Origin of the sequence: Wylensekiella montiformis, assembly GCF_009697385.1 — a bacterium.
In the GTDB taxonomy this organism is placed as follows: domain Bacteria; phylum Bacillota; class Negativicutes; order Selenomonadales; family Selenomonadaceae; genus Selenomonas_A; species Selenomonas_A montiformis.
In genome coordinates this window covers 1-20,798 of the sequence record NZ_VUNL01000019.1, presented here as the reverse complement: position 1 = coordinate 20,798, position 20,798 = coordinate 1, and the positions used below count along the sequence as shown (strand labels likewise).

The following is a 20,798-nucleotide window of genomic DNA, read 5'->3' as shown; positions in this document are numbered from 1 at the left end:
GATATATGAGGTGAACAGTATGTCCGATGAACAGAAACAGCTTGCGCCGGATGATTTCATTGCGGAGGGTGAGTCTAGAATCAACAAGCGCTGGTACCCGCGGTTCCACATCGCGCCGCGCGTCGGCTGGTGCAACGATCCGAACGGCTTTGCCTATTTCGGCGATCGGTATCATTTCTTCTATCAGCATTATCCCTATGAGCCGAAGTGGGGTCCGATGCACTGGGCGCATGTGACGAGCCGCGATCTCGTGCATTGGGAGCGCCAGCCCATCGCCCTTTTCCCTGATCAGCCGTACGATGCAGACGGCTGCTTTACGGGCAGCGGCATCGAGAAGGACGGCAAGCTCTATCTCCTGTATACGGGCCATGTCGACCTGTTGAAGAAGCCGGGGCAGCCGGATCGCGTCGAGACGCAGAATCTCGCGGTCAGCGTTGACGGCATCCATTTCGAAAAATCCGCGAAGAATCCGGTCATCAAACTGCCGGAGGGTGTCTCGACCGGCGAGGATCATCACTTCCGCGATCCGAAGGTCTGGCAGCACAACGGCCGCTACTATGCGGTCGTCGGCGCGCAGACGGCCGACGAGATGGGACAGGTGCTCGTCTTTGTCTCGGACGATCTTGAAAACTGGCAGTTTAAACATGTGATGGCAAAGGCGCACGGCAATCAGGGCTTTATGTGGGAGTGTCCGAATTTCGCGGAATTTGACGGTCATGAGGCGCTGATTCTCTCGCCGCAGGGCGTAAGGCCGGAGGGGCGGCGCTATCTCAACCTGCAGCAGTCGGTTTCGATGCTCGGAAAGATGGATTATGAGTCGGGGATCTTCTATCATGATGCGTTCCATATCATCGATCATGGTTTTGATTTTTACGCGCCGCAGGTCACGCAGGCGCCGGATGGGCGTTGTCTGATGATCGGCTGGCTCGCGATGTGGGAGAGCGCGATGCCGGAGCAGGCGGATGGCTGGGCCTGCCAGATGACCGTGCCGCGCGAACTTCACTACCGCAGGGACCGGCTCGTGACGCCGCCGGCGCGGGAGCTCACGGCGCTGCGAAAGGAAGCGCACAGGACGCCGGATCTTGTCATGAAGGAGGAAACGCCGCTTTCCGATTGGTCGCAGGAGACGGGAGAGCTCTGCGCGGATTTCGATCTCACGGAGGCCGCAGGCGTAGCCGTTCATTTCACGGCTGGCTTTGACGATACGGTCTCGCTGATGGTTGAGAAGGAAAGCGGCCTCGTGACGCTCGTGCGCAAGTCCGCCGCGACGGGACGCAAGGAGGAACGTTACGCGCAGCTGCCAGCGGGCGAGGATCATCTTTCGCTGCGCGTCTATGAGGATCGCTCTTCGCTGGAGTTCTTCCTCAATGACGGCGACATCGTCATGAGTACGCGCTTTTATCCCAAGACGACGGAGCGCGTCATTGTGATCGAGCCGCAGGAGGGAGCGGTGCGCATGACGAACGGCGTATTTTATGAGCTCGATGATATCTTTGCCTGAATGGCGTGCTTGTGATGGGGATGCAGGTTCTGTTGGCTATGGAGGAAAGGAGAAAACATCATGGGAAATCTTTTGAGGGCATTTTCAAATCCGTTTTACCGGTCGAGTTCGCTGGAGATTCTGCTGTTCTTCGCCGGCTGGGGCATCTGGTGGTCGTTCTTCCAGATCTGGCTGACGTCGAAGCAGGGGTTTTCCGGCGCGCAGGTCGGCACGATTTATACGTTCGGCTCTGCGGTGGCGCTGGTGCTGATGTTCGTCTACGGCTCCCTGCAGGATAAGCTCGGCGTGAAGAAAAATCTGCTGTTGTTCATGGTGGGCTGTCAAGTTCTGTTGGCGCCGTTCTTCACCTGGGTATATGTACCGATGCTTGAGAGCAGTTTCTATGTGGGCGCGATGGTCGGCGCCGTGTATCTCGCAGTGGCCTATCTCGCCGCTTGCCCGGTGTTTGAGGCGGTGACGGAGCGTCTGAGCCGCCGCTATCGCTTCGAGTATGGTCAGGCGCGGGCTTGGGGGTCGCTTGGCTATGCGATTTCGGCCTTGACGGCAGGATTCCTCTTTACCATCGATCCGTATCTCGTCTTCTGGACGGGCTCCGCGGTGTCCGCGGTGCTGTTTGCCGTTCTCGTTTTCCTGAAGCCGGAAAACCGTGAGGCCAATGTGCGGCAGTATGAGAACCGTGAGGAGAAAGATAAGGACGCGAAGTCGCCGTCGCTCAAGGAGATCATCAGCGTATTCGGCATATTCGACCTTTGGAAGATCATCCTGCTCGTCATTTTAAGCTGGACGTTTTACACTGTTTTCGATCAGCAGATGTTCCCGCAGTTTTTCACGCAGTTTTTCGCGACGCCGGAGGAGGGCCAGAAGGCCTACGGCATCTTGAACTCGGTGCAGGTATTCTTGGAGTTCATCATGATGGGACTCGTGCCGATCCTCATGCGGAAGATCGGCGTGCGCCGCGCGCTGCTCCTCGGCTGCTTTATCATGGTCTGCCGCATCAGCGGCTGCAGCATCGCCTCGTCGCCGCTCGCCATCGCTCTCATCAAGCTCCTGCATGCACCGGAAACCGCCCTTTTTGTTCTGGCGATTTTCCGTTACTTTACCCTTCATTTCGATACACGCGTATCCGCTACGCTATACATGGTAGGCTTCCAGATCGCGGCCTCCGTGGGCGGCATCATCTTTTCCGTGCCGCTGGGCAGCCTGCGCGACAGCATCGGCTATCAAAATACGTTCATGGTCATCGCCGGGATCGTCCTCTGTGCGACGGTCTATGCCTTTGTCGTCCTGAGGGAGGACGATGAGGAGGTCGCCGGCCAGCCGCTTGAGAATTGACGGGGAAATAGTCAGCTGGCGTCCCTGATCCTGTTATTTCTTTGGGGACGCTTTTGTTTTGCCTTTTTTTTGGGGAGGAGGAACTTTGATGAAGAAAAAATTACTGACACTGGGTCTGGTTCCTGCGCTGGTGCTCGGCACCGGCGCGGCAGCGGGGGCGCAGCCAGCAGCGCCGGCAACTGCCGCTGCGCCGGCGGGGACGGAAGATGACAGCGCGGAGCCGGTGACGCAGGAGTCGCTGCAGGCGCTGCGCAGTCAGCTGGAGGAGCAGCTCTACGAGGCGCAGGAACTCCAGAAACGCCTCAACGCGCAGCTCGACAGCCTCAATAAGCGCGTGAGCAAGGTCGAGAAAAAGACGGATCAGCCTCGTGTTGATATTCATGGCTATGGGCGTTTCCGCTGGGACAAGCAGCACTTCGAGGATTTCAAGGGAATCGATATGAAGTCGGTCTGGCTGAATCTTTTCATCAACCATCGCATCAACGACCGGTGGTCGCTGCACAGCGAGCATGAGTTCGAGAACAATCTCTCGAACAACCACGGTGCCTATGAGGGCGATGGCGGTTACGATAAGGATGGCGGCAAAAAGTATTCCCGCCCGGTGCTGCAGCTCTACGCCGAGGGCCGCGTCGGCGAGGTCGATGTCAAGCTCGGCCGCTTCTACCTGCAGTCGCCGTACAAGTTTACGTTCGACGAGAAGGTGGACGGCTGGCAGGCAAGCTACGGCGTGCCGACGCATTGGGGCCGCAAGGCGATGTTCACGCTGAACTCGGGCAATACGTACAGCAAGATCCTCTACGGCGATCGCGACAATAAGCTCGACGTCTGGGCCGAGGGCGGCAGCACAAACTTCCGCGTGCTGTCCCTGATCAGCGAGATACCGGTGGCCAAGAATACGAATCTCACGTCCCACTACGGCAAGATGACGCGCCGGGACGATCATATGACGCGGGAGACGCTCTCCGTGGGCTTCGATACAAAGCTCAACCGCGACCTGAAGCTCAGCGCGGCGTTCGCAAAATCCGACTCGGACACGCTCAACAAGTCGCATTTCCTCCAGCTGCAGTACAAGGAGGCAAAGCCGGATGTGCCGGGCTCGTTCGACGTCTACGTCAAGAAGTATCTGCAGCGCGGCCATACGGGCATGACGAATTGGTTCAATGACGACATCCAGGACCCGACAACGAGCGATTACTTTGATGATCTGCAGAATCATGCAGGAGTGAACCTCTGGGATGTGTATCGCTCCGGTGAGTTCAACGGCCTCCGCATCGGTGTGGACTTCGTGCCGGTGCGTAATACGAAGCTCCTGCTCTATTACACGTACGGCAAGCTGGGCCTCTTTGATCCGCCGACGGGGGCGCTTACGGGCGTACGGAAGAATTGCAGTTTCTTCCGTACGCAGTGGGAAGTTTATTTCTAAGGCGCGCGGCTTACTGGATAGGATGAAAGGAAGGCATACGATGAAGAAACAAATTCTGGCAGGCTTGCTGGCCGCTTCCAGCTTCTGCTTTACATTGTCCCCGGCGCAGGCGTTTCCGGCGATTTTCCCCAATACCGGCTACAGCTGGGTGGGCGATACGATGCCCTTTTTCGATGGAGAGGAGTTCCGCATCTTTTATCTTGAGGATCTGCGGGATGGGGATATAGGATTTCATCCATGGAGTCTGCTGACAACGAAGGATTTCACCGACTATCAGCATGACAGCAAGGTCATCCCCTATGATACCAGCAATGAATTCGCCAAGGACTCCGCGCTCGGCACGGGCTCGGTGGTCAAGGGCAAGGATGGGCTCTACCATGCGTTCTACACGGGCTTCAACTGGCGCAGCATGCCGAAGGAAACGATCATGCACGCTGTCAGTCGCGACCTCGTGAGCTGGCAGAAGGTCCCCGAGGATTCGTTCCATGGCAGCAAGCCGTACATCTACGATGATACGTTCCGCGATCCGAATGTGTTCTACAATGAGGAATGCGGCGAGTACTGGATGCTGATCACGACGCGCAGCAAGAAGGCGCGCGGCGTCATCGCCCGCTATACGTCGAAAGATCTCAAGCATTGGGAGGACAAGGGCATCTTTTTTGAAAACGACATGGGCAGCGACGCGAACATGGAGTGTCCGACGCTGCTGAAATACGGCAAGTACTGGTATCTGACGTTCTCGGATCAGTGGCCGTCGCGTGTCGTGCATTACCGCGTGGCGACGGACTCCATGGGGCCGTTTGTAAAGCCAGAGCGCGATTATTTTGACGCCAGCGGCTTCTACGCGGGCAAGCTGGCGCAGGATAAGGAAAGCCTCTATCTGGTCGGCTGGACGCCGACGAAGGCCGACGGCAAGGACACGCGTCCGACCGATTGGGCGGGCAATCTCGTCGCGCATCAGCTCAAGCAGCGCGCGGACGGTACGCTCTATCCGGTGCCCGTGGAGAAGGTGACCGGGCGTATGCAGAAGCCGGTCGCTCTGACCCCGATCCTAGAAAGCGGGGGCGTGCAGTCGGATTCGTCCTCGTATCATTTTGCCGGTCAGGGCTATGCGGACGTCGTAATGCCGAAACTGGAAGGCATCCGCAAGATCACAGGTCATTTCCAAATGAAGGGGCAGCAGGGACAGTTCGGCCTCATGTTCAACGTGGGGCCGAACCAGACTGGTTCGCTGAATCTCGTCTTTGACCCGGCGAAACAGCAGGTCGCTTTCTACAATACCGATACCTCCCGCGTCCATGCGGCCAAGCCGGAGCTTGCCGTTCCGGTCAGCCTCCGGCCGGATGGGAGCTATGACTTCACGCTGCTCGTCGACGGGACGGTCGCCGTACTCTATATCAATGACCAGATGGCGCTGAGCACGCGGATGTATGGCCTGCCCGATCATCCTTGGGGACTCTTCTCCTCGGGCGGCGAGGTCAGCCTGACGAATCTTCAGTGCAGCGCGCTTTCCGGGGGCGCTGCCGAAAACCACTGATCCCTCCGGCACGCTTTTGGCGTTGCTGTTTTTCTTAAATCCCCGACAATCCTCAGCGCGGCTTTGCCGCGCTGAGGATTTGTTGCTTAAAATATATCGTTTGTTACCTAGATGGAAAGGAATTTATTTTTGTATGAAACTCGAATCAAACCATAAAGCTATGCGCGTCGGCAAGAGGATCCTGCTGCAGATTCTCTTGCTCGTCGCCATCGTCTCGGCGCTTCTATCCGTCGTGTCCTTTTTGCAGAACCGCAGCGCCATGCTCACGAATACGCAGGACATGCTCACGGCGCGCGCGGGCGAGAATGCCAGAGCCATCGCTGCCTCCATTGGGAGCAGGCAGCGCATCTTAAAGAACATCGCCGCGCTCCCTGCCGTCCAGAACCTCGACTGGGCGCAGCAGCGTCCAGTCCTGCTTCAACAGGCGGGGGACTGGGGCTTCGAGAACCTCTTTTTTCTCACGGTGGACGGCCGCGGCTGTTATCCGGACACGAACGAGATCAAGGACCAGTCGCGGGAGCCGTTTTTCGCTCAAGTCAGGGAAAAGCAGGAATTCGTCACGGAGCCCTTCATCCGTGAAAGCAAGGGCGACTCCATCACGACGATCATCGTTCCCGTGAAATCGCCCGCCGGAGGCATCATCGGCTACCTCGGCGGCACCATCAGCCTCGACAGCATCAACGATACCATCCAGAGCATTGGGATCGGCCAGAAGGGCTATGCTCTCATCGCTAACGGCGACGGAGCGTACGTTGCCCACAGGGACATGCAGAAGGTCCTGCATCAGGAAACCTTGTCCGGCGATGGCGATAGAGGATACGGCGCCCTCACAGAAGGGATCGCCCGGCGCGTACAGGGCAGCGCGGATCTGAAGCTCGCTGGTCAGGACGTCTACGCGGCCTACGCGCCTATCGACGGCACGGACTGGAGTCTCGTCCTCGTCGCTGACAAGGATGAGACTCTTGCGGGTGTATGGCGCAGCGCGCGTCTGCAGTCCTTCCTGTTCAACATAGCCGTGATCCTGAGCATCTTCGTCGCTCACCTGATCAGCGGTACCATCACCAAGGAACTTTCTGATGTCGGCCGTTTCGCCGCCGCGCTTTCCAGCTATGACCTCAACTATCAGAGCACGCCGCGCAAGCTGGACGAATTCGGCGAGACCATCCTCGCTCTCAACGAAAGCGCGCAGGCCATGAAGGGGGCGATTCAGAGCGTGCAGGCGCAGAGCCAGACCATCACTGTCTCCTGCGATGAGATGGAGGAGAAATTCCAGCAAGCCTCAGACGACGTCCAGCAGACCGCCGCCGCCACGGAGGAGATTTCCGCGACGATGAGCCAATGCTCCACGACGCTTGACAACATCTCCTGCATGGTGAAACATGTCGATGCCGACACCCGGCAGGCGGCCGCGCACACGCAGAAAGCGCGCGGCCTCGCGGCAAAGATCCATGACGATGCCGCCGCCATGCAGCAGAAGGCCAATGATTCCTTCCAGCACGTCAGAAGCGTTTCCGCCGAGTGCAGTACGCGCGTTCGCGGTGCCCTCGAACGTGTCAAGGTCGTCGAGGAGATCTCTACGATGGCCGGCAGCATCCTCGACATCTCCGAGCAGACGAACCTGCTGGCCCTCAACGCTGCGATCGAGGCCGCGCGTGCCGGTGAGCAGGGACGAGGCTTCTCCGTCGTCGCCGACGAGGTCAGGAAGCTCGCGGAGGCTTCCGCGAATACTGTCACGCAGATTCAGGCGGAGATCAAGGAAACCCTCGCCGCCGTCGACGACCTTTCAAGCGCCGCGAAATCCCTTCTCGCCGTCATGGAAAGCGACATTCTCATGGACTATCAGGGCATGCTCGATGTGGCCGGCTCCTATCAGGCCGCGGGCAGCGACGTCCGGGACATCTCGGAGAACTTCGGCAGGCTTACCGACGGCATGGCCGCCTCTATGCAGAACGTCACAGAAAACATTGGGAGTATCGCGGAATCCGTCAATCAGGTCGCCCAGACTACGACGCAGATCGCGGACAATATGACGGGCATCACCGACAAGAACGCCCAGATCGCCGAGGCCGCGCAGAGAAATAAAACAGCGGCTGACGAGCTCATGAAAGCCGCCAGCCGCTTCAAGGCAGGCGAATAGAAAATACTGCGTACAAAACGAACCTTCCTTTCAGGGGAAGGTTCGTTTTGTACGCAGTGACAGCGGAGGGGGAAATGGTTTATGCCCGTTCTGCGGCGAGAAGCCGGCGTGTGTGTTCGGCGACAGCGGCGGAGTTCATGGTGCGGTCGCGGGCCACGCCGGTCTTGAGGGCGGCATGGGCGACGGCGGCGGCAACTGCCGGGGCCACTTCGGGATTGAAGGGGCTGGTGATGACATGGTCTTCGTCCAGCTCTTCTTCGCGAATCAGTCCGGCGATGGCGTTTGCCGCGGCGACTTTCATGTCTTCATTGATCTCACTGGCCCGCACGTCGAGCGCGCCGCGGAAAATGCCGGGGAAGGCCAGCAGGTTGTTGACCTGATTCGGGAAATCGCTGCGCCCGGTGCAGACGACGCGGGCGCCGGCTTCTTTGGCGAGATTCGGCAGGATCTCCGGCTCGGGATTGGCCATGCCCATGACGATGGCATCGCGATTCATGGTGCGGACCATGTCTTTTGTGACGCAGCCGGCGACGGATACGCCGATGAATACGTCGGCTTTTTGGATCACGGCATTGAGCGGGCCGGCTTCCCGGTTCGGATTGGTGATTTTGGCGATGTCGTCCTTATAGGGGTTCATATCGTCCGGGCGGCCCTCATAGATGGCGCCATGGGAATCGCAGAGGATGATGTTGCGGCCGCCTGCGCTGTATATGAGGCGGGTGATGGCCTGTCCGGCCGCTCCGGCGCCGTTGACGACGAATTTTGAGTCGGCAAACGTCCTGCCGGTCAGTTTGAAGGCGTTGATCAATGCGGACAGCACGACGATGGCCGTACCGTGCTGGTCGTCGTGAAAGACGGGAATATCGAGGGTCTTGCGAAGCTCGCGCTCGATGTCGAAGCATTGCGGAGCCTTGATGTCCTCAAGGTTGATGCCGCCGAACGTCGGGGCCATGAGCTGTACGGCCTTGATGACTTCCAGCGGGTCCTGCGTGTTCAGGCAGATCGGTACGGCGTCGACACCGGCAAATCCCTTGAAAAGGATGGCCTTGCCCTCCATGACCGGCAGTCCGGCACCGGCGCCGATATTGCCCAGTCCGAGTACGGCGGTTCCGTTGGTCACGACGGCGACCATGTTGCCCCGGGAGGTGTAGTCATAAGATTTGCTGCTGTCCTTTTGAATTTCCAGACAAGGGGCGGCGACGCCCGGCGTATAGGCAAGCGTCAGATCCTCGGGGGTATGGAGCGGAACCTTGCTGCGGATCTCGATCTTTCCTTTTTTTTCTTTATGTAAGGCCAAAGCCTTTGCATCTGCACTGCTCATGATGATGACTTCCTTTCTGCTGGTCCGTACCCGCCGGATGATCAAAGGAAAGGTACGGACGGGGAAATAAATTGTTAAAGTTACACTTTTATTTTGAAAAATAATAGAGAAACCGATAAACTTGTAACGACTCTTTGCTTCCATTATAATCGGATTATGCAGAAATACAAATATCAATTTTTGATTGGATAAATAACCCCGAACTATGGTAAAGTGAGACTTATTCAGCGCCCCTTAGCATCGGATAAAACGACGGCCCTTTCGCCGGAAGCACATCTGCTTCAGCGAAAGGGCCGTTTTCTGGTTTTAGCCTTTCCCAAAAAGATAGGTTTTCTTTATGATAAGGGTGGATTCTGCTTATTGTGTCTTTCCGGCGGGGGCGCTGCGGCTCGGAACAGCCGGTGCAGTATCCGTGCTGTTGGTATTGTTGCTGCTGCTGTTTCCGGAATCGGAGCTTTGCTTGGAGGAACCGCTGCCCGCTGACGTGCGGCCGCTGTGCTCGGAAGTATCCTCGCGAAGCTCGCTGCGGCGGTGTGAGGAATCCTGCGTTTTGCTGCTCTTTTTCATGTGTCCGATCGAGGTATCGCTGGCCGGTACTTCCCGCGCTGTGGACGGGATGGAGCGTTCGTATTCCTGAATATCGTTTTCCATGCGGCTGCGGTATTTCGCGTTCAGGGAAAGTCCCAGCGTATCGGCTATGGTTGTGCGCAGCTGATTGAGATCCGGTATCCAGTAGCTGACGCCGTCGATGTACAATGGGCGTCCGGGGACCATGTCGGTTTTGAGACCGTTGCCCTTGGCTTCTTTGAGCGTGCCGGCAAATTCGAGGAGCTGGCGCAGCGAGAGATCGGTCTTGATGGAGCTCATGACTTCGCGGATGACGCTCGGGAGCTTCGGCAGGATAGCCGGAGAGATGATCTTGTCCAGGCAGGCCTTGACGAAGTCCTGCTGCCGGCGGATGCGGCCGAGGTCGCCTTCCTCATCGCGGTAGCGGACGTAGGTGATGGCCTTGGCGCCGTCCATGTGCTGCATGCCGGGTTGGAAGTCGATGACCAGTCCGCCGTCGTCGTCCCAGGGGTCTTCGTAGTGCATGCGTTTCGGCACATCGATATCAATGCCGCCGATGGCGTCGATGATATTTTTGAACGATTTGGTATTGATGATGATATAATGATCGATGTTGATGCCGAGCAGGTTCTCGACGGTGTCCTGCGAGAGACGCTCGTGCCCGTAGGCGTAAGCAGCGTTGATCTTATCGAAGCCGTGTCCCTTGATCTTGACGCGTGTGTCACGCGGAACGGAAAGCAGCGCAGCCTGATTTTTTTTCGGGTCGATGGACGCGATCATCAGGGTATCGCTGCGGCCGACATCGTCGTCGCGCTCGTCTACTCCCATAATCATGATGGTGGATTTATCCTTGGCGGTCAGCAGGCCGTCGTCGACCGCTGTCTCCAGCGGTTTGTCCAGCAGACTGCTGGAAGCGAAAAGCGCGCCAGCAATAGCGGCTGCGGCAAAACAAAAAAGCAGAAGAATCCATGGCCAGATACGGCGTTTTTTCCTCTGCGCCCTCCGTGGAGGGATTTTTGCGTTCGGCAAGATCATACCTTCTTTTCTGTAAAATCAACAAAAAATTCGTCGTGGTCAATAAACATACATAATCTATTATAAGGATAAGCACGCCAATGTGCAATTACATTTTCGCGATGCTCCTGATACTGGCCGGGTATGCCGCGGGTATCGGGAGCGGATTCCTGTTCAGTGTAGTCTTCTTTTCTGAAAAACAAGGGGAGACATGATAGAATAGGAAAGGGACGCCGGAGGTCCGGCGGGAAAGGATGATCGTGATGGCAAAGGAAATCGAGCGGAAGTTTCTGGTAAACGACAGTTGGCAGCCGAAGGAAGATGGACAGCGCATTGCACAGGGTTATCTGTGCACAGAGCCGGCGCATACGGTACGCGTGCGCGTGAAGGGTGGCCGCGGGTATCTTACTGTGAAGGGGCGCAGCGAAGGGATTCAGCGCGAGGAGTTTGAGTACGAGATTCCGCTGCGAGACGCGGAGGCCATGCTGCAGCTTTGTGACGGCCCGCTGGTGGAAAAGGTCCGCTATCGGGAAAAATGGGGCGCGTTTTGTTGGGAGATCGACGTGTTTTCTGGGGCAAATGACGGCCTTTGCGTCGCGGAAATCGAGCTGCCCGACGATCAGGCAGAATTTCCGCGCCCGTCATGGCTGGGACGGGAGGTTTCCGGCGAAGTGCGGTATTACAACTCGCAATTAATAAAACATCCCTATTCAGAATGGAAAAAAGTATAAAGTGTAAACCATGTTGTGGCGGCATGGTTATCCACAGATTCAGGGCATCGCTTAACCGGAAAAAAGCACAAAATATGGGATTCAAGGGGAAAAACGGCGGAATATATGGGGTTATCCACGGATTTATCCACATTGTCCACAGATTTTGTGTATTTTGTTAGCCACAATATACACATGCCCTATATATATTATAGTAGGAAAAGAGAGTTTTTATTCCGGGCGGGATTTGGTTATCCACAGGTGTGGATTGTTTTGTGGATAACGAAAGATTGTTTGCTTTTGCAGAATGGAAGGAAATTGGGCGGATCAGCGCGAAAGAAAAAGAGATCTGTTTTGTGCAACAGGAGGGATTGAGATGATTTCAGAAGGCGAATTATTCCTGCGGCTGGTACTGGCCTGTGTGCTGGGCGGGATTATCGGCTATGAGCGGCAGTCGCGGCGCAAGTCGGCCGGACTCCGGACGAATGTGCTGGTCTGTCTGGGAGCCTGTCTGATTATGGTTCTTTCGCAGGCTTTGTATCAGAACGTCGAGGGAAAGACGAACGCTGACCCGGCGCGTCTGGCTGCACAGGTCGTCAGCGGCATCGGCTTTTTGGGAGCAGGAGCCATCATGAAGGAGGGCCTCACGGTCACCGGCCTGACGACAGCGGCCTGCCTCTGGGTTGTGGCCGGCGTTGGTCTGGCTGTCGGCAGCGGCTTTTATTCCGGTGCGCTGGTCACGACGGCGCTGGTTTTTGTGACATTGGGCAGCTTGTCCCGCCTCGATGAGTGGGTGGATCATGAAAAGAACCTTGGCTTGGGCATTCATACGGTCGATAAACCGGGGCAGCTCATGCAGATCAGTTCCTGTCTGGAAGATCTTCAGCTGCGGGTTCGGGGGGTGAAGGTCAAAGCCGATGAGGACGAGGCGGACGGCAGCGGACGCCGGCTGCTTTATATCGATCTGGAGGTGTACAACAAGCATGGCGTCAAAAGCGTGGTCATCGTGGATGCCGTGCGGCAGATCGACGGAGTCGTCAGCGTGGATGTGGTCTGAATGTGCTGTTTTTTTTGGTGAAAGAGACAGGACTTTTGTCGGGCAGAGGGAATATATACAGTAGAAAAAGGCTCCGGAAGAGCTGCAGATAAGGGGAGGATCTATATGCTTAATGCCAATACAACGGATACGATGGTCAGGGCTGCGATGCAGGCGATGGACAACGCGTATGTTCCTTATGGAAAGGTTCCGGTCGGCGCCTGTGTGCTGGCGGATGACGGCACCTTGTACACAGGCACGAATATCGAGAATGCCGTGCCGCGCCTTTCGGTCATGGCGGAAGAGGTGGCGATGTACCGGGCGGTTGCCGATGGAAAACGCGAATTCGACGCGGTGGTGGTCATCGCGGACACGGAGCGTCCCTTTGTGCCGAACGGCGCCGTGCTGCAGCTTCTGGCTGAGTTTGATGTGCCGGAAATCATCATGGCGGATATGAAGGGCAACCTGTGTTCCAGAACGCTGCAGGAGCTCATGCCGTTTGCCCGTGAGCCGGTGGAGAACCGGACGATTCCGGAGGAAGAATGATCCGGTTTTCATCGGGAAAGAAATAGAAAACAGGCCGCTTGCGGATCGATAGGATTCGCAAGCGGCCTGTTTGTTTTATCCGATGCTGAGAGGTGTTATCCTTTTAGCGGCTTTTTGAGTACGGAGAGTACGGCGCAGCCGACGACGGCGCCGACGAGGATGGCGACGAGGTACATGACCGGATTGCCGATGGTCGGCACGACAAAGATGCCGCCGTGCGGGGCGCGCAGGGTGCAGTCAAAGGCCATGGAAAGAGCGCCGGCCGTGGCCGAACCGATCACGCAGGCCGGAATGACGCGCAGCGGATCGCCGGCCGCAAACGGGATGGCGCCTTCGGTGATGAACGAAAGCCCCATGACGTAGTTGGTGACGCCGGCTTTGCGCTCGCTTTCGGTGAAGCGATTTTTGAAGAACGTCGTGCAGAGCGCGATGGCGAGAGGCGGAACCATGCCGCCTGCCATGACGGCGGCCATGACATGAAATTCGCCCGAAGCCAGCAGGCCGGTTCCCGTGACGTAGGCCGCTTTATTGATCGGGCCGCCCATGTCAACCGCCATCATGCCGCCCATGACGATGCCGAGCAGGATGCGTGCGTTCGGATCCATGTTCTTGAGCGTATCGACCATCCAGGTGTTCAGCGCGCCGACCGGCGGAGCAATGATGAACATGCTCACAAAGCCGATGATCAGGATGCCGAAGAACGGATAGAGCAGAACCGGCTTGATGCCGTCAAGGGATTCCGGCAGGCAGCGGAACGCTTTCTTGAGGAAGTTGACCGCATAGCCGCCGACAAAGCCCGCGACGAGCGCGCCGAGGAAGCCTGAGCCGGTCGTGCCGGCGAGCGCACCGCCGACAAAGCCGACGGCGAGACCCGGACGATCGGCGATGGACATGGAGATGAATCCGGCCAGAACAGGCAGCATGAAGCCAAAGGCCGCGCCGCCGATGTCCTTGAAGAATTTCGCGACCGGCGTATTGGAGCCGAAGTTTTTCGGATCGATGGAATAATCATCGAGCAGGAACGCCAGCGCGATCAGGATACCGCCGCCGACGACAAAGGGCAGCATGTGGCTGACGCCGTTCATGAGGTGCTTGTAGATCTGGCGGCCGAGGCTTTCGCCGGCGACATCCGCTGCGCCTTCGGCTTCATCGGCGCCGCTGGCATGATAAATCGGCGCATGGCCCGAAAGCGCTTCATCGAGCAGTTTGTCGGCCTTGTTGATGCCGTCTGCCACTTTCGTGATGACGACGGGCTTGCCGTCGAAGCGGGCCATGGCCACATTCTTGTCTGCGGCGACGATGATTGCGTCCGCGGCGGCGATTTCCTCCGCCGTCAGGACATTCTTGGCGCCGCCCGAACCGTTCGTTTCGACCTTGATGGAAATGCCGCGCTTTTTCGCGTGCTGTTCAAGACTTTCTGCGGCCATGAAGGTATGAGCGATGCCCGTCGGGCAGGCTGTGACCGCAAGGATCCGGGCCGGGCCGGAGACAGATGCCGTTTTTTCGCTTTCAGCGGACGGAGCCGTGAAGCGGCCGTCCTCCTTGTCGTCGATGAGCTTCAGGAACGTTTCCTTGCTGCCGGCGGCGATCAGGGCTTCCTTGAAATCCGGATCCATGATCATGGTGGCAAGTTTGGAAAGGATGGCCAGATGCTCGTCGTTGGCCGAATCCGGCGCGGCGATCATAAAGAACAGGCGGCTCGGCTTGCCGTCCATGGACTCAAAGTCCATGCCGGCAGGAACGGTCATAGCCGCGAGTCCGGCAGCGCGGACTCCGGCGCTTTTTGCATGCGGCGTGGCGATGCCGTCGCCGAGTCCGGTCGTACCGGAGTCCTCACGGGCCATAACGTCCTTGAGGTACTGTTCCTTGTCGGACAGATTGCCGCCGGCTTCCATGAGATCGGCGAGCTGACGGATCGCAGCGGCTTTGTCAGCCGGCGCGGCGCCAAGGATGATGCTGTCGCCTTTGAGCAGATCGGTAATACGCATATTGTTCTCCCCTTCTTATTGGATAAAGTATATGGATGAGAGATGGCTCTCTCTGAACTGGGCTTATTCTATCGTGCGGAGCAGGGCTTCGGCTTCTGCCCGGGTGGCCAGATTTTCGCTGAACGCCGAAGCGGAGCCGGTTGCGACACCCATATGGAAAGCATGTTCAAAGTCGCCGCCGGATTCCGTATAGCCCGCGAGGAATCCCGCGACCATGGAATCGCCGGCTCCAACCGAGTTGACCAGCTTTCCCTTCGGTGCCGCGCACCGGAAGGAATGGCCGTCAGCCGTCAGCAGGATAGCGCCGTCGCCGGCCATGGAAATGAGTACGTTGCGGGCGCCTTTTTCCTGCAGCTTCCGGGCGCAGGTGATGATTTCCGCGTCCGTCGTGAGCGTCAGGCCGAACATGTCGCCGAGTTCGTGGTTGTTCGGCTTGATGAGGAATGGATGATACTTCAGGACATTGAGCAGCAGATTCTTTTCCGCGTCGACGACGATGCGGATGCCCCGGTTGTCCAGACGGGCCATGATCTTTTCATAAATATCGTCTGGCAGCGTTTTGGGGATCGACCCGGCCAGCACCAATGTATCGCCCTGCTGCAGCCGGTCTAGCCGGTCAAACAACTCCCCACGCTTTTGCTCGCTGATGTCCGGGCCTTGGCCGTTGATCTCCGTTTCGTTCTCGGCCTTGGCCTTGACGTTGATCCGGGAAAAGCCATGTTCCAGCTGGACAAACTCGTTTTTCACGCCGAACTGACGCAGCTGGTTCTTGATTTCCTCGCCGGTGAAGCCCGCGAGAAAGCCGAGCGCCGTGCTTTCAAGACCGAGGTTTTTCAGGACGATGGACACATTGATGCCCTTTCCGCCGGCCAGAACCTGCTCGTAATTCACGCGGTTGATCTCGCCGGCGTGAAACGCATTCAGCCGGACGATGTAATCCAGCGACGGATTAAAGGTTACGGTGTAAATCATATGGAATTATTCCCCCTCCAGAATCGTCGTATAATCCCGGTATTTCCGGTCCTCCAGCTGTCCCGTGATGATCGTGGCGCTGGATATGCTCGCAAATGTGATGGGCGCGATCTTGTTGAACTTGGAATGATCGGCCAGTACAAAGGCATGCGTACAGCGCGATAGCGCGGCTCCCTTGATGATGCCTTCGCTGGAATCCGGCGTGGAAAAGCCGGACTTCATGCTGATCCCGTTCGTTCCGAAAAAACCCTTGGTGAAATTATAAGCGCGGAGATGGTTCAGCGCTTCGGTTCCTACCACGGCTTCGGTCACCGCCTTGATTTCGCCGCCGAGAATAAAGGTCCGGAAGCCTTTTTCCGCCAGACGGGCCGCATGGGATATGCCGTTGGTCACATAGACGGCGCCGGGTTCCTGCAGAAAATCGATCATATGAAGTGTCGTGGAACCCGCGTCGATATAGACGAAGTCCTTCCGCTTGATCAGGCCCGCGGCTCTGCGCGCAATGGCGATCTTTTCCTCCGGGTAGAGGTCGTTTTTCGTTTTCATGTCATTTTCGACGGAACTGTAATTGTTGCTGATGGAAGTGGCGCCGCCATAGACCTTGTAAAGGCGGCCGTTTTTATGCAGCGCCGTCAGGTCGCGGCGGACCGTGGATTCCGAGGCATGGAGCGCCTTGGTCAGCTCCAGCACCGTGACGGCCTTTTTTTCTTCCAGTATGCGGAGAATCGTCGCATAACGTTCTTCCGTTAACATGAGTATCACATCCTTACTCCTTCATCATATCGCTAAAGTCGGTCAAAGTCAATCAAAATCAAGATACATCATGGCAAAAAAATCGGAAATCCGCGTCGGAATGCAGGGCTTATCGGATTAAATGATACGAAGAGCGGCTGCTGCGAAAAAAAAGAAAAATTTTCTGGCCGGATCAGGGGCGGGACGGGTATAATGGAAAGAACAGGAAAAGGAATGCAATACTGGGAGTGTGACCGTATGGAAGAAAAAAAGAAAATCGTGCAGCATCGCACGATGTCGTTTTATGTAAAAAAATATATGATGATCTTTGTCGGCGCCATCATTGCGGCCATCGGTCTGGAGCTCTTTCTGATCCCGAACAACGTCATCGACGGCGGCGTCGTCGGCATATCGATCATGATGAGCTCGATCACGGGACTGTCGCTGGGCATTTTTCTTGTGCTGCTCAATCTCCCGTTTTTATATCTGGGCTATGCGCAGATCGGCAAGAACTTTGCCATTGCCACGACGATCGCCATCTGCCTTCTTTCCGTATGGTCCGCGGTTTTCGCGCCGGTGCCGAGGGTGACGGATGATCCGTTTCTGGCGGCCATTTTCGGCGGAATCATCGACGGACTGGGCGTAGGTCTCATCATCCGCGCGGGCGGCAGTCTGGACGGCACAGAAATCGTGGCCATCATCATGGACAAGAAATCGGTCTTTTCCGTGGGCGAGGTCGTCATGTTCATCAATCTGTTCATCCTCTCGAGCGCCGGGCTGCTCTATGGATGGGACAAGGCGATGTATTCGCTGGTTGCTTATTTCGTCATTTCCAAGATGATCGATGTCGTCATCAAGGGACTGGATGAATCGTATGCCGTCATGATCGTGACCAATGAACACGACGAAATCACATCGGCGCTCAACGATCGTCTGGGCCGCGGCGTGACCTTGCTGCACGGCGCCGGCGGCTATACGGGCGAAAGCAAGGAAGTGCTCTACTGCGTGGTCACGCGTCTGGAAGTCGATAAACTCAAGGAAATCGTGCTGGAAAAGGATGAAAATGCGTTTGTGACCATCAACGCCGTACACGATATTGTCGGCGGACGGTTCAAAAAGAAAGCCATTCATTGACCAAAGAGCGCCGGCTGTAATAAAGTGAGACTAAATTCAAGGCTTTACGAATGATAAGACTCCCGTTATACCATCGGAGAAAAGGAGGAGATTAAGATGCGCTGTTTGCGTCTGATGATAGGGACGCTCTGTCTGTTTCTGCTCGTTCTTTCCGCAACTGCCGGCGCGCAGGAGCGCACGCCTTTGCGGGTGGCCAGACTTCCATTGGCCGTGGAAAGCGGCAGCATGCCGTCCCGGCAGGTATTGGACCGGCTGGAACGCCAGATCGACCGCAGCCTGCACGTCCCGCTGAACGGGGTATTGAAGGCGGTGGAGTATATCCCGGAGCAGGAGTGTCTGGAAGCGCTGGACCAAGTGATCCGGGAAAACGGCGCTCGTCCGCCGCGCCGAAAGGAAGCCGCCGGAATTTTGGCCGGCCGGCTTCAGGCGGATCTTGTCGTCCTGCCGGTGCTCGACGGCTACGAACAATATACGACATTCAGCTGGCGCTGGGACCGCGGCGAGATCCTTCACAGCTTCGCCAGCGTACAAATCACCGGCTATGACCGGAACAAACAGGAATCTTTCCAGAAATCAGCCAGCCGTATCTATGAGGACGAATACTCCGCCGCCGGCGAAGTCTCCGTCCTCGCCGGACAGGCTATGGATGAGGCTTTGCGCGAAGCAAAACTGCGCGACAGAATCCAGAGCTGGAAAGCAGCGAAACATTGAAAAAGCAACGGACAAGCGGCCCCGCAGAGAAGGACGGATCCTTTGGATCAGGGGCGTCGGCTTGTTCCGGCGATTGTTTTTCCTGCATATATTCCGACGGATGAGGGGCGCAGCAAGTCCTCCATCCGCCGTTTTTTTGTGTGCATGCGGACGGTTCCCCTGCCGGGCCGGATGGTTTTCTGTCCATCTGTCCTTCGTCGGCGAATATCTTTTCAAAAAAGGTATTGACAGTTAACAAGGTTACAGATATAATGTAACCATACTTATAAAACATATAAATGAGATATGTTTAAAGAGCGAGGAAAAGAACAGGAAAGAGGTTATTGCAATGAGTGAAAAGAGAACGTATCATTTTGAGACCCTGCAGCTTCATGTCGGCCAGGAACAGGCGGATCCGGCGACCGACGCCCGCGCCGTTCCGATTTATCAGACTACGTCGTTTGTGTTCCATAATTCCCAGCACGCGGCGGATCGCTTTGCCCTGAAGGATGCGGGCAATGTCTATGGCCGTCTGACGAATCCGACCGAGGATGTCTTTTCCCGGCGCATCGCGGCTCTGGAAGGCGGCGTGGCGGCTGTGGCCGTGGCTTCCGGCGCGGCGGCTGTGACCTATACGCTGGAGGCGCTGGTTCACAGCGGACAGCATATCGTGGCGGCTACGACGATTTACGGCGGCACGTATAACCTCTTTGAACATACCTTCCCGAATTACGGGATTGAGACGACGTTTGTCGATCCGACCAAGGGTACGCAGGTTTTTGAAGACGCAATCAAGGACAATACGCGCGTTGTATACATCGAATCCGTCGGCAATCCGAACGCCAACCTCATCGACATTCAGGCGGTAGCGGATATCGCACATAAGCATAACATTCCTCTGGTAGTGGATAGCACGTTTGCAACGCCGTATCAGCTCCGTCCGTTTGAATACGGGGCGGACATCGTCGTTCATTCGGCGACGAAGTTCATCGGCGGACACGGCACGACGCTCGGCGGCGTTCTCGTCGACGGCGGCAAGTTCGACTGGGAGAAATCCGGGAAGTTCCCGCAGTTCGTCGAGCCGAACGAGAGCTACCACGGCATCAGCTTCGCGAAGGACGTCGGCGCGGCGGCGTTTGCAACGTATGTCCGCACGCTGATTCTGCGCGATGAGGGCGCGACGCTTTCGCCGTTCAATGCATTCCTGCTGCTGCAGGGCACGGAGACGCTTTCGCTGCGCGTGGAGCGCCATGTGGAAAATGCGCTCAAGGTCGTCGATTATCTGGCGAAAAATCCGCATGTTGCAAAGGTAAACCACCCGTCGCTGCCGGATCATCCGGATCATGCGCTTTATCAGAAATACTTCCCGAACGGCGGCATTTCCATCTTTACCTTTGAAATCAAGGGCGGAGCGGCAGCTGCGCAGAAGTTCATCGACCATCTGCAGGTATTCAGCCTGCTGGCCAACGTAGCGGATGTCAAGTCCCTCGTCATCCATCCGGCTTCCACGACACATTCCCAGATGAATGAGCAGGAGCTCGCTGCCTCCGGCATCACGCCGTCCACGATCCGCCTGTCCATCGGCACAGAGCATATCGACGACATTCTTTACGACCTCGATCAGGCCTTCAAGGAATTGGATTAACCGGCAAAGTATACTCGCTTTCCAAATGCCCGCGCATCGGCGAACAGCCCGCTGCGCGGGCATTTTTTTTGTGTCGCGTTTCTTGCTGCGCCGTGTTTGCGGTAAAATAAGAGAAAAAGCAGGACGGGAGCGGCGGAAGACCGTCGTGCTTAAATATGCCGCAGCGCGTTGCATGGGGGATCAGCGAGCATGACATCCGGCAGGCGATTTTTTCTACACAAAAAGGCCGTATGAGCAGTACGGCCTTTTTGTGCTGTGTATTATATTTTAGGAGAGCTTTGGGATCCATCCAGCGCTGACTGGAAGATGGATGCCTCAATGAAGCTTGTCTATAATATATCATAAATGGTATTGAAAATCAATATCAATTTTATTTTTTTTGAAGCGGCGGATTGTATAATTAAGTTGAACACTTAAAAATCCATAGCGAACCTTTGTGGTAAAATGTAGTTGCACAAAAACACAACCACAAAGGAGAATCGCTATGGATCAAAATCATTTTACCACGGATAC

Annotated in this window: 16 protein-coding genes; 11 read left to right on the top strand and 5 right to left on the bottom strand. The window is 56.6% G+C overall.

The window, feature by feature from the left end; translation table 11 throughout:
- Positions 1-19 precede the first annotated feature (19 nt).
- From FYJ78_RS12385 to FYJ78_RS12365, 5 genes are all read left to right on the top strand, one after another.
- Positions 20-1,501, top strand: coding sequence for a glycoside hydrolase family 32 protein (locus FYJ78_RS12385; RefSeq protein WP_154621705.1), 1,482 nt, complete (start codon positions 20-22; stop codon positions 1,499-1,501).
- Between the two features lie 60 nt (positions 1,502-1,561).
- A complete protein-coding gene (locus FYJ78_RS12380) occupies positions 1,562-2,833 on the top strand; it encodes an oligosaccharide MFS transporter (protein ID WP_154621704.1) in 1,272 nt (423 codons plus the stop codon).
- A gap of 88 nt (positions 2,834-2,921) precedes the next feature.
- Entirely contained in the window at positions 2,922-4,256 is a 1,335-nt protein-coding gene (locus FYJ78_RS12375) for a hypothetical protein (RefSeq protein WP_154621703.1), read from the top strand.
- A gap of 40 nt (positions 4,257-4,296) precedes the next feature.
- Positions 4,297-5,793 carry a glycoside hydrolase family 32 protein gene (locus FYJ78_RS12370; protein WP_154621702.1) on the top strand — a complete coding sequence of 499 codons (1,497 nt, stop codon included), beginning with the start codon at positions 4,297-4,299 and terminating at the stop codon, positions 5,791-5,793.
- Positions 5,794-5,926: 133 nt separating this feature from the next.
- Positions 5,927-7,930, top strand: a complete 2,004-nt coding sequence (locus FYJ78_RS12365) for a methyl-accepting chemotaxis protein (protein ID WP_154621701.1) — start codon at positions 5,927-5,929, stop codon at positions 7,928-7,930.
- A gap of 79 nt (positions 7,931-8,009) precedes the next feature.
- Here the strand turns inward: FYJ78_RS12365 and FYJ78_RS12360 are convergent, their stop codons facing one another.
- Together FYJ78_RS12360 and FYJ78_RS12355 are read right to left on the bottom strand one after the other, a co-directional pair.
- The gene (locus tag FYJ78_RS12360) at positions 8,010-9,254 is read right to left on the bottom strand and encodes an NAD(P)-dependent malic enzyme (protein WP_328597726.1); all 1,245 of its coding nucleotides are present in this window, start codon (positions 9,252-9,254) and stop codon (positions 8,010-8,012) included.
- 354 nt (positions 9,255-9,608) lie between these two features.
- On the bottom strand, positions 9,609-10,853 hold the full coding sequence (locus tag FYJ78_RS12355) for an LCP family protein (protein WP_154621699.1): 1,245 nt from the start codon (positions 10,851-10,853) through the stop codon (positions 9,609-9,611).
- A 242-nt stretch (positions 10,854-11,095) separates the two neighbouring features.
- On the opposite strand from FYJ78_RS12355, the gene FYJ78_RS12350 reads away from it, so the two are divergent.
- The 3 genes from FYJ78_RS12350 to FYJ78_RS12340 all read left to right on the top strand — a co-directional run bounded on the left by FYJ78_RS12350 (position 11,096) and on the right by FYJ78_RS12340 (position 13,124).
- Positions 11,096-11,563 (top strand): CYTH domain-containing protein, encoded by a 468-nt coding sequence (locus FYJ78_RS12350; protein ID WP_154621698.1) that lies wholly within the window; start codon positions 11,096-11,098, stop codon positions 11,561-11,563.
- 355 nt (positions 11,564-11,918) lie between these two features.
- Positions 11,919-12,599 carry an MgtC/SapB family protein gene (locus tag FYJ78_RS12345; RefSeq protein WP_154621697.1) on the top strand — a complete coding sequence of 227 codons (681 nt, stop codon included), beginning with the start codon at positions 11,919-11,921 and terminating at the stop codon, positions 12,597-12,599.
- A 105-nt stretch (positions 12,600-12,704) separates the two neighbouring features.
- On the top strand, positions 12,705-13,124 hold the full coding sequence (locus tag FYJ78_RS12340) for a cytidine deaminase (protein ID WP_154621696.1): 420 nt from the start codon (positions 12,705-12,707) through the stop codon (positions 13,122-13,124).
- A gap of 95 nt (positions 13,125-13,219) precedes the next feature.
- Here FYJ78_RS12340 and FYJ78_RS12335 read toward each other — a convergent pair whose 3' ends face one another.
- The 3 genes from FYJ78_RS12335 to FYJ78_RS12325 all read right to left on the bottom strand — a co-directional run bounded on the left by FYJ78_RS12335 (position 13,220) and on the right by FYJ78_RS12325 (position 16,837).
- Positions 13,220-15,112, bottom strand: a complete 1,893-nt coding sequence (locus FYJ78_RS12335; protein ID WP_154621695.1) for a PTS fructose transporter subunit IIABC — start codon at positions 15,110-15,112, stop codon at positions 13,220-13,222.
- A 63-nt stretch (positions 15,113-15,175) separates the two neighbouring features.
- A complete protein-coding gene (gene pfkB / locus FYJ78_RS12330; RefSeq protein ID WP_154621694.1) occupies positions 15,176-16,084 on the bottom strand; it encodes a 1-phosphofructokinase in 909 nt (302 codons plus the stop codon).
- A 6-nt stretch (positions 16,085-16,090) separates the two neighbouring features.
- Positions 16,091-16,837 carry a DeoR/GlpR family DNA-binding transcription regulator gene (locus tag FYJ78_RS12325; RefSeq protein WP_154621693.1) on the bottom strand — a complete coding sequence of 249 codons (747 nt, stop codon included), beginning with the start codon at positions 16,835-16,837 and terminating at the stop codon, positions 16,091-16,093.
- 237 nt (positions 16,838-17,074) lie between these two features.
- Between FYJ78_RS12325 and FYJ78_RS12320 the strand changes: the two genes are divergently transcribed.
- The 3 genes from FYJ78_RS12320 (at position 17,075) to FYJ78_RS12310 (ending at position 20,285) form a co-directional block, all read left to right on the top strand.
- Positions 17,075-17,950: a YitT family protein gene (locus FYJ78_RS12320; RefSeq protein WP_154621692.1), complete on the top strand. Its 876-nt coding sequence runs from the start codon at positions 17,075-17,077 to the stop codon at positions 17,948-17,950.
- Between the two features lie 96 nt (positions 17,951-18,046).
- Positions 18,047-18,661, top strand: a complete 615-nt coding sequence (locus FYJ78_RS12315; protein WP_154621691.1) for a hypothetical protein — start codon at positions 18,047-18,049, stop codon at positions 18,659-18,661.
- A 328-nt stretch (positions 18,662-18,989) separates the two neighbouring features.
- Positions 18,990-20,285: an O-acetylhomoserine aminocarboxypropyltransferase/cysteine synthase family protein gene (locus FYJ78_RS12310; protein ID WP_154621690.1), complete on the top strand. Its 1,296-nt coding sequence runs from the start codon at positions 18,990-18,992 to the stop codon at positions 20,283-20,285.
- The last annotated feature ends 513 nt before the right edge of the window (positions 20,286-20,798 follow it).

What these genes read in the sequence shown, in the direction of transcription:
- FYJ78_RS12385 (WP_154621705.1), top strand. Translation starts at nt 20, where the DNA reads ATGTCCGATGAACAGAAACAGCTTGCGCCGGATGATTTCATTGCGGAG.
- FYJ78_RS12380 (WP_154621704.1), top strand. Translation starts at nt 1,562, where the DNA reads ATGGGAAATCTTTTGAGGGCATTTTCAAATCCGTTTTACCGGTCGAGT.
- FYJ78_RS12375 (WP_154621703.1), top strand. Translation starts at nt 2,922, where the DNA reads ATGAAGAAAAAATTACTGACACTGGGTCTGGTTCCTGCGCTGGTGCTC.
- FYJ78_RS12370 (WP_154621702.1), top strand. Translation starts at nt 4,297, where the DNA reads ATGAAGAAACAAATTCTGGCAGGCTTGCTGGCCGCTTCCAGCTTCTGC.
- FYJ78_RS12365 (WP_154621701.1), top strand. Translation starts at nt 5,927, where the DNA reads ATGAAACTCGAATCAAACCATAAAGCTATGCGCGTCGGCAAGAGGATC.
- FYJ78_RS12355 (WP_154621699.1), bottom strand. Translation starts at nt 10,853, where the DNA reads ATGATCTTGCCGAACGCAAAAATCCCTCCACGGAGGGCGCAGAGGAAA.
- FYJ78_RS12350 (WP_154621698.1), top strand. Translation starts at nt 11,096, where the DNA reads ATGGCAAAGGAAATCGAGCGGAAGTTTCTGGTAAACGACAGTTGGCAG.
- FYJ78_RS12345 (WP_154621697.1), top strand. Translation starts at nt 11,919, where the DNA reads ATGATTTCAGAAGGCGAATTATTCCTGCGGCTGGTACTGGCCTGTGTG.
- FYJ78_RS12340 (WP_154621696.1), top strand. Translation starts at nt 12,705, where the DNA reads ATGCTTAATGCCAATACAACGGATACGATGGTCAGGGCTGCGATGCAG.
- FYJ78_RS12335 (WP_154621695.1), bottom strand. Translation starts at nt 15,112, where the DNA reads ATGCGTATTACCGATCTGCTCAAAGGCGACAGCATCATCCTTGGCGCC.
- pfkB (WP_154621694.1), bottom strand. Translation starts at nt 16,084, where the DNA reads ATGATTTACACCGTAACCTTTAATCCGTCGCTGGATTACATCGTCCGG.
- FYJ78_RS12325 (WP_154621693.1), bottom strand. Translation starts at nt 16,837, where the DNA reads ATGTTAACGGAAGAACGTTATGCGACGATTCTCCGCATACTGGAAGAA.
- FYJ78_RS12320 (WP_154621692.1), top strand. Translation starts at nt 17,075, where the DNA reads ATGGAAGAAAAAAAGAAAATCGTGCAGCATCGCACGATGTCGTTTTAT.
- FYJ78_RS12315 (WP_154621691.1), top strand. Translation starts at nt 18,047, where the DNA reads ATGCGCTGTTTGCGTCTGATGATAGGGACGCTCTGTCTGTTTCTGCTC.
- FYJ78_RS12310 (WP_154621690.1), top strand. Translation starts at nt 18,990, where the DNA reads ATGAGTGAAAAGAGAACGTATCATTTTGAGACCCTGCAGCTTCATGTC.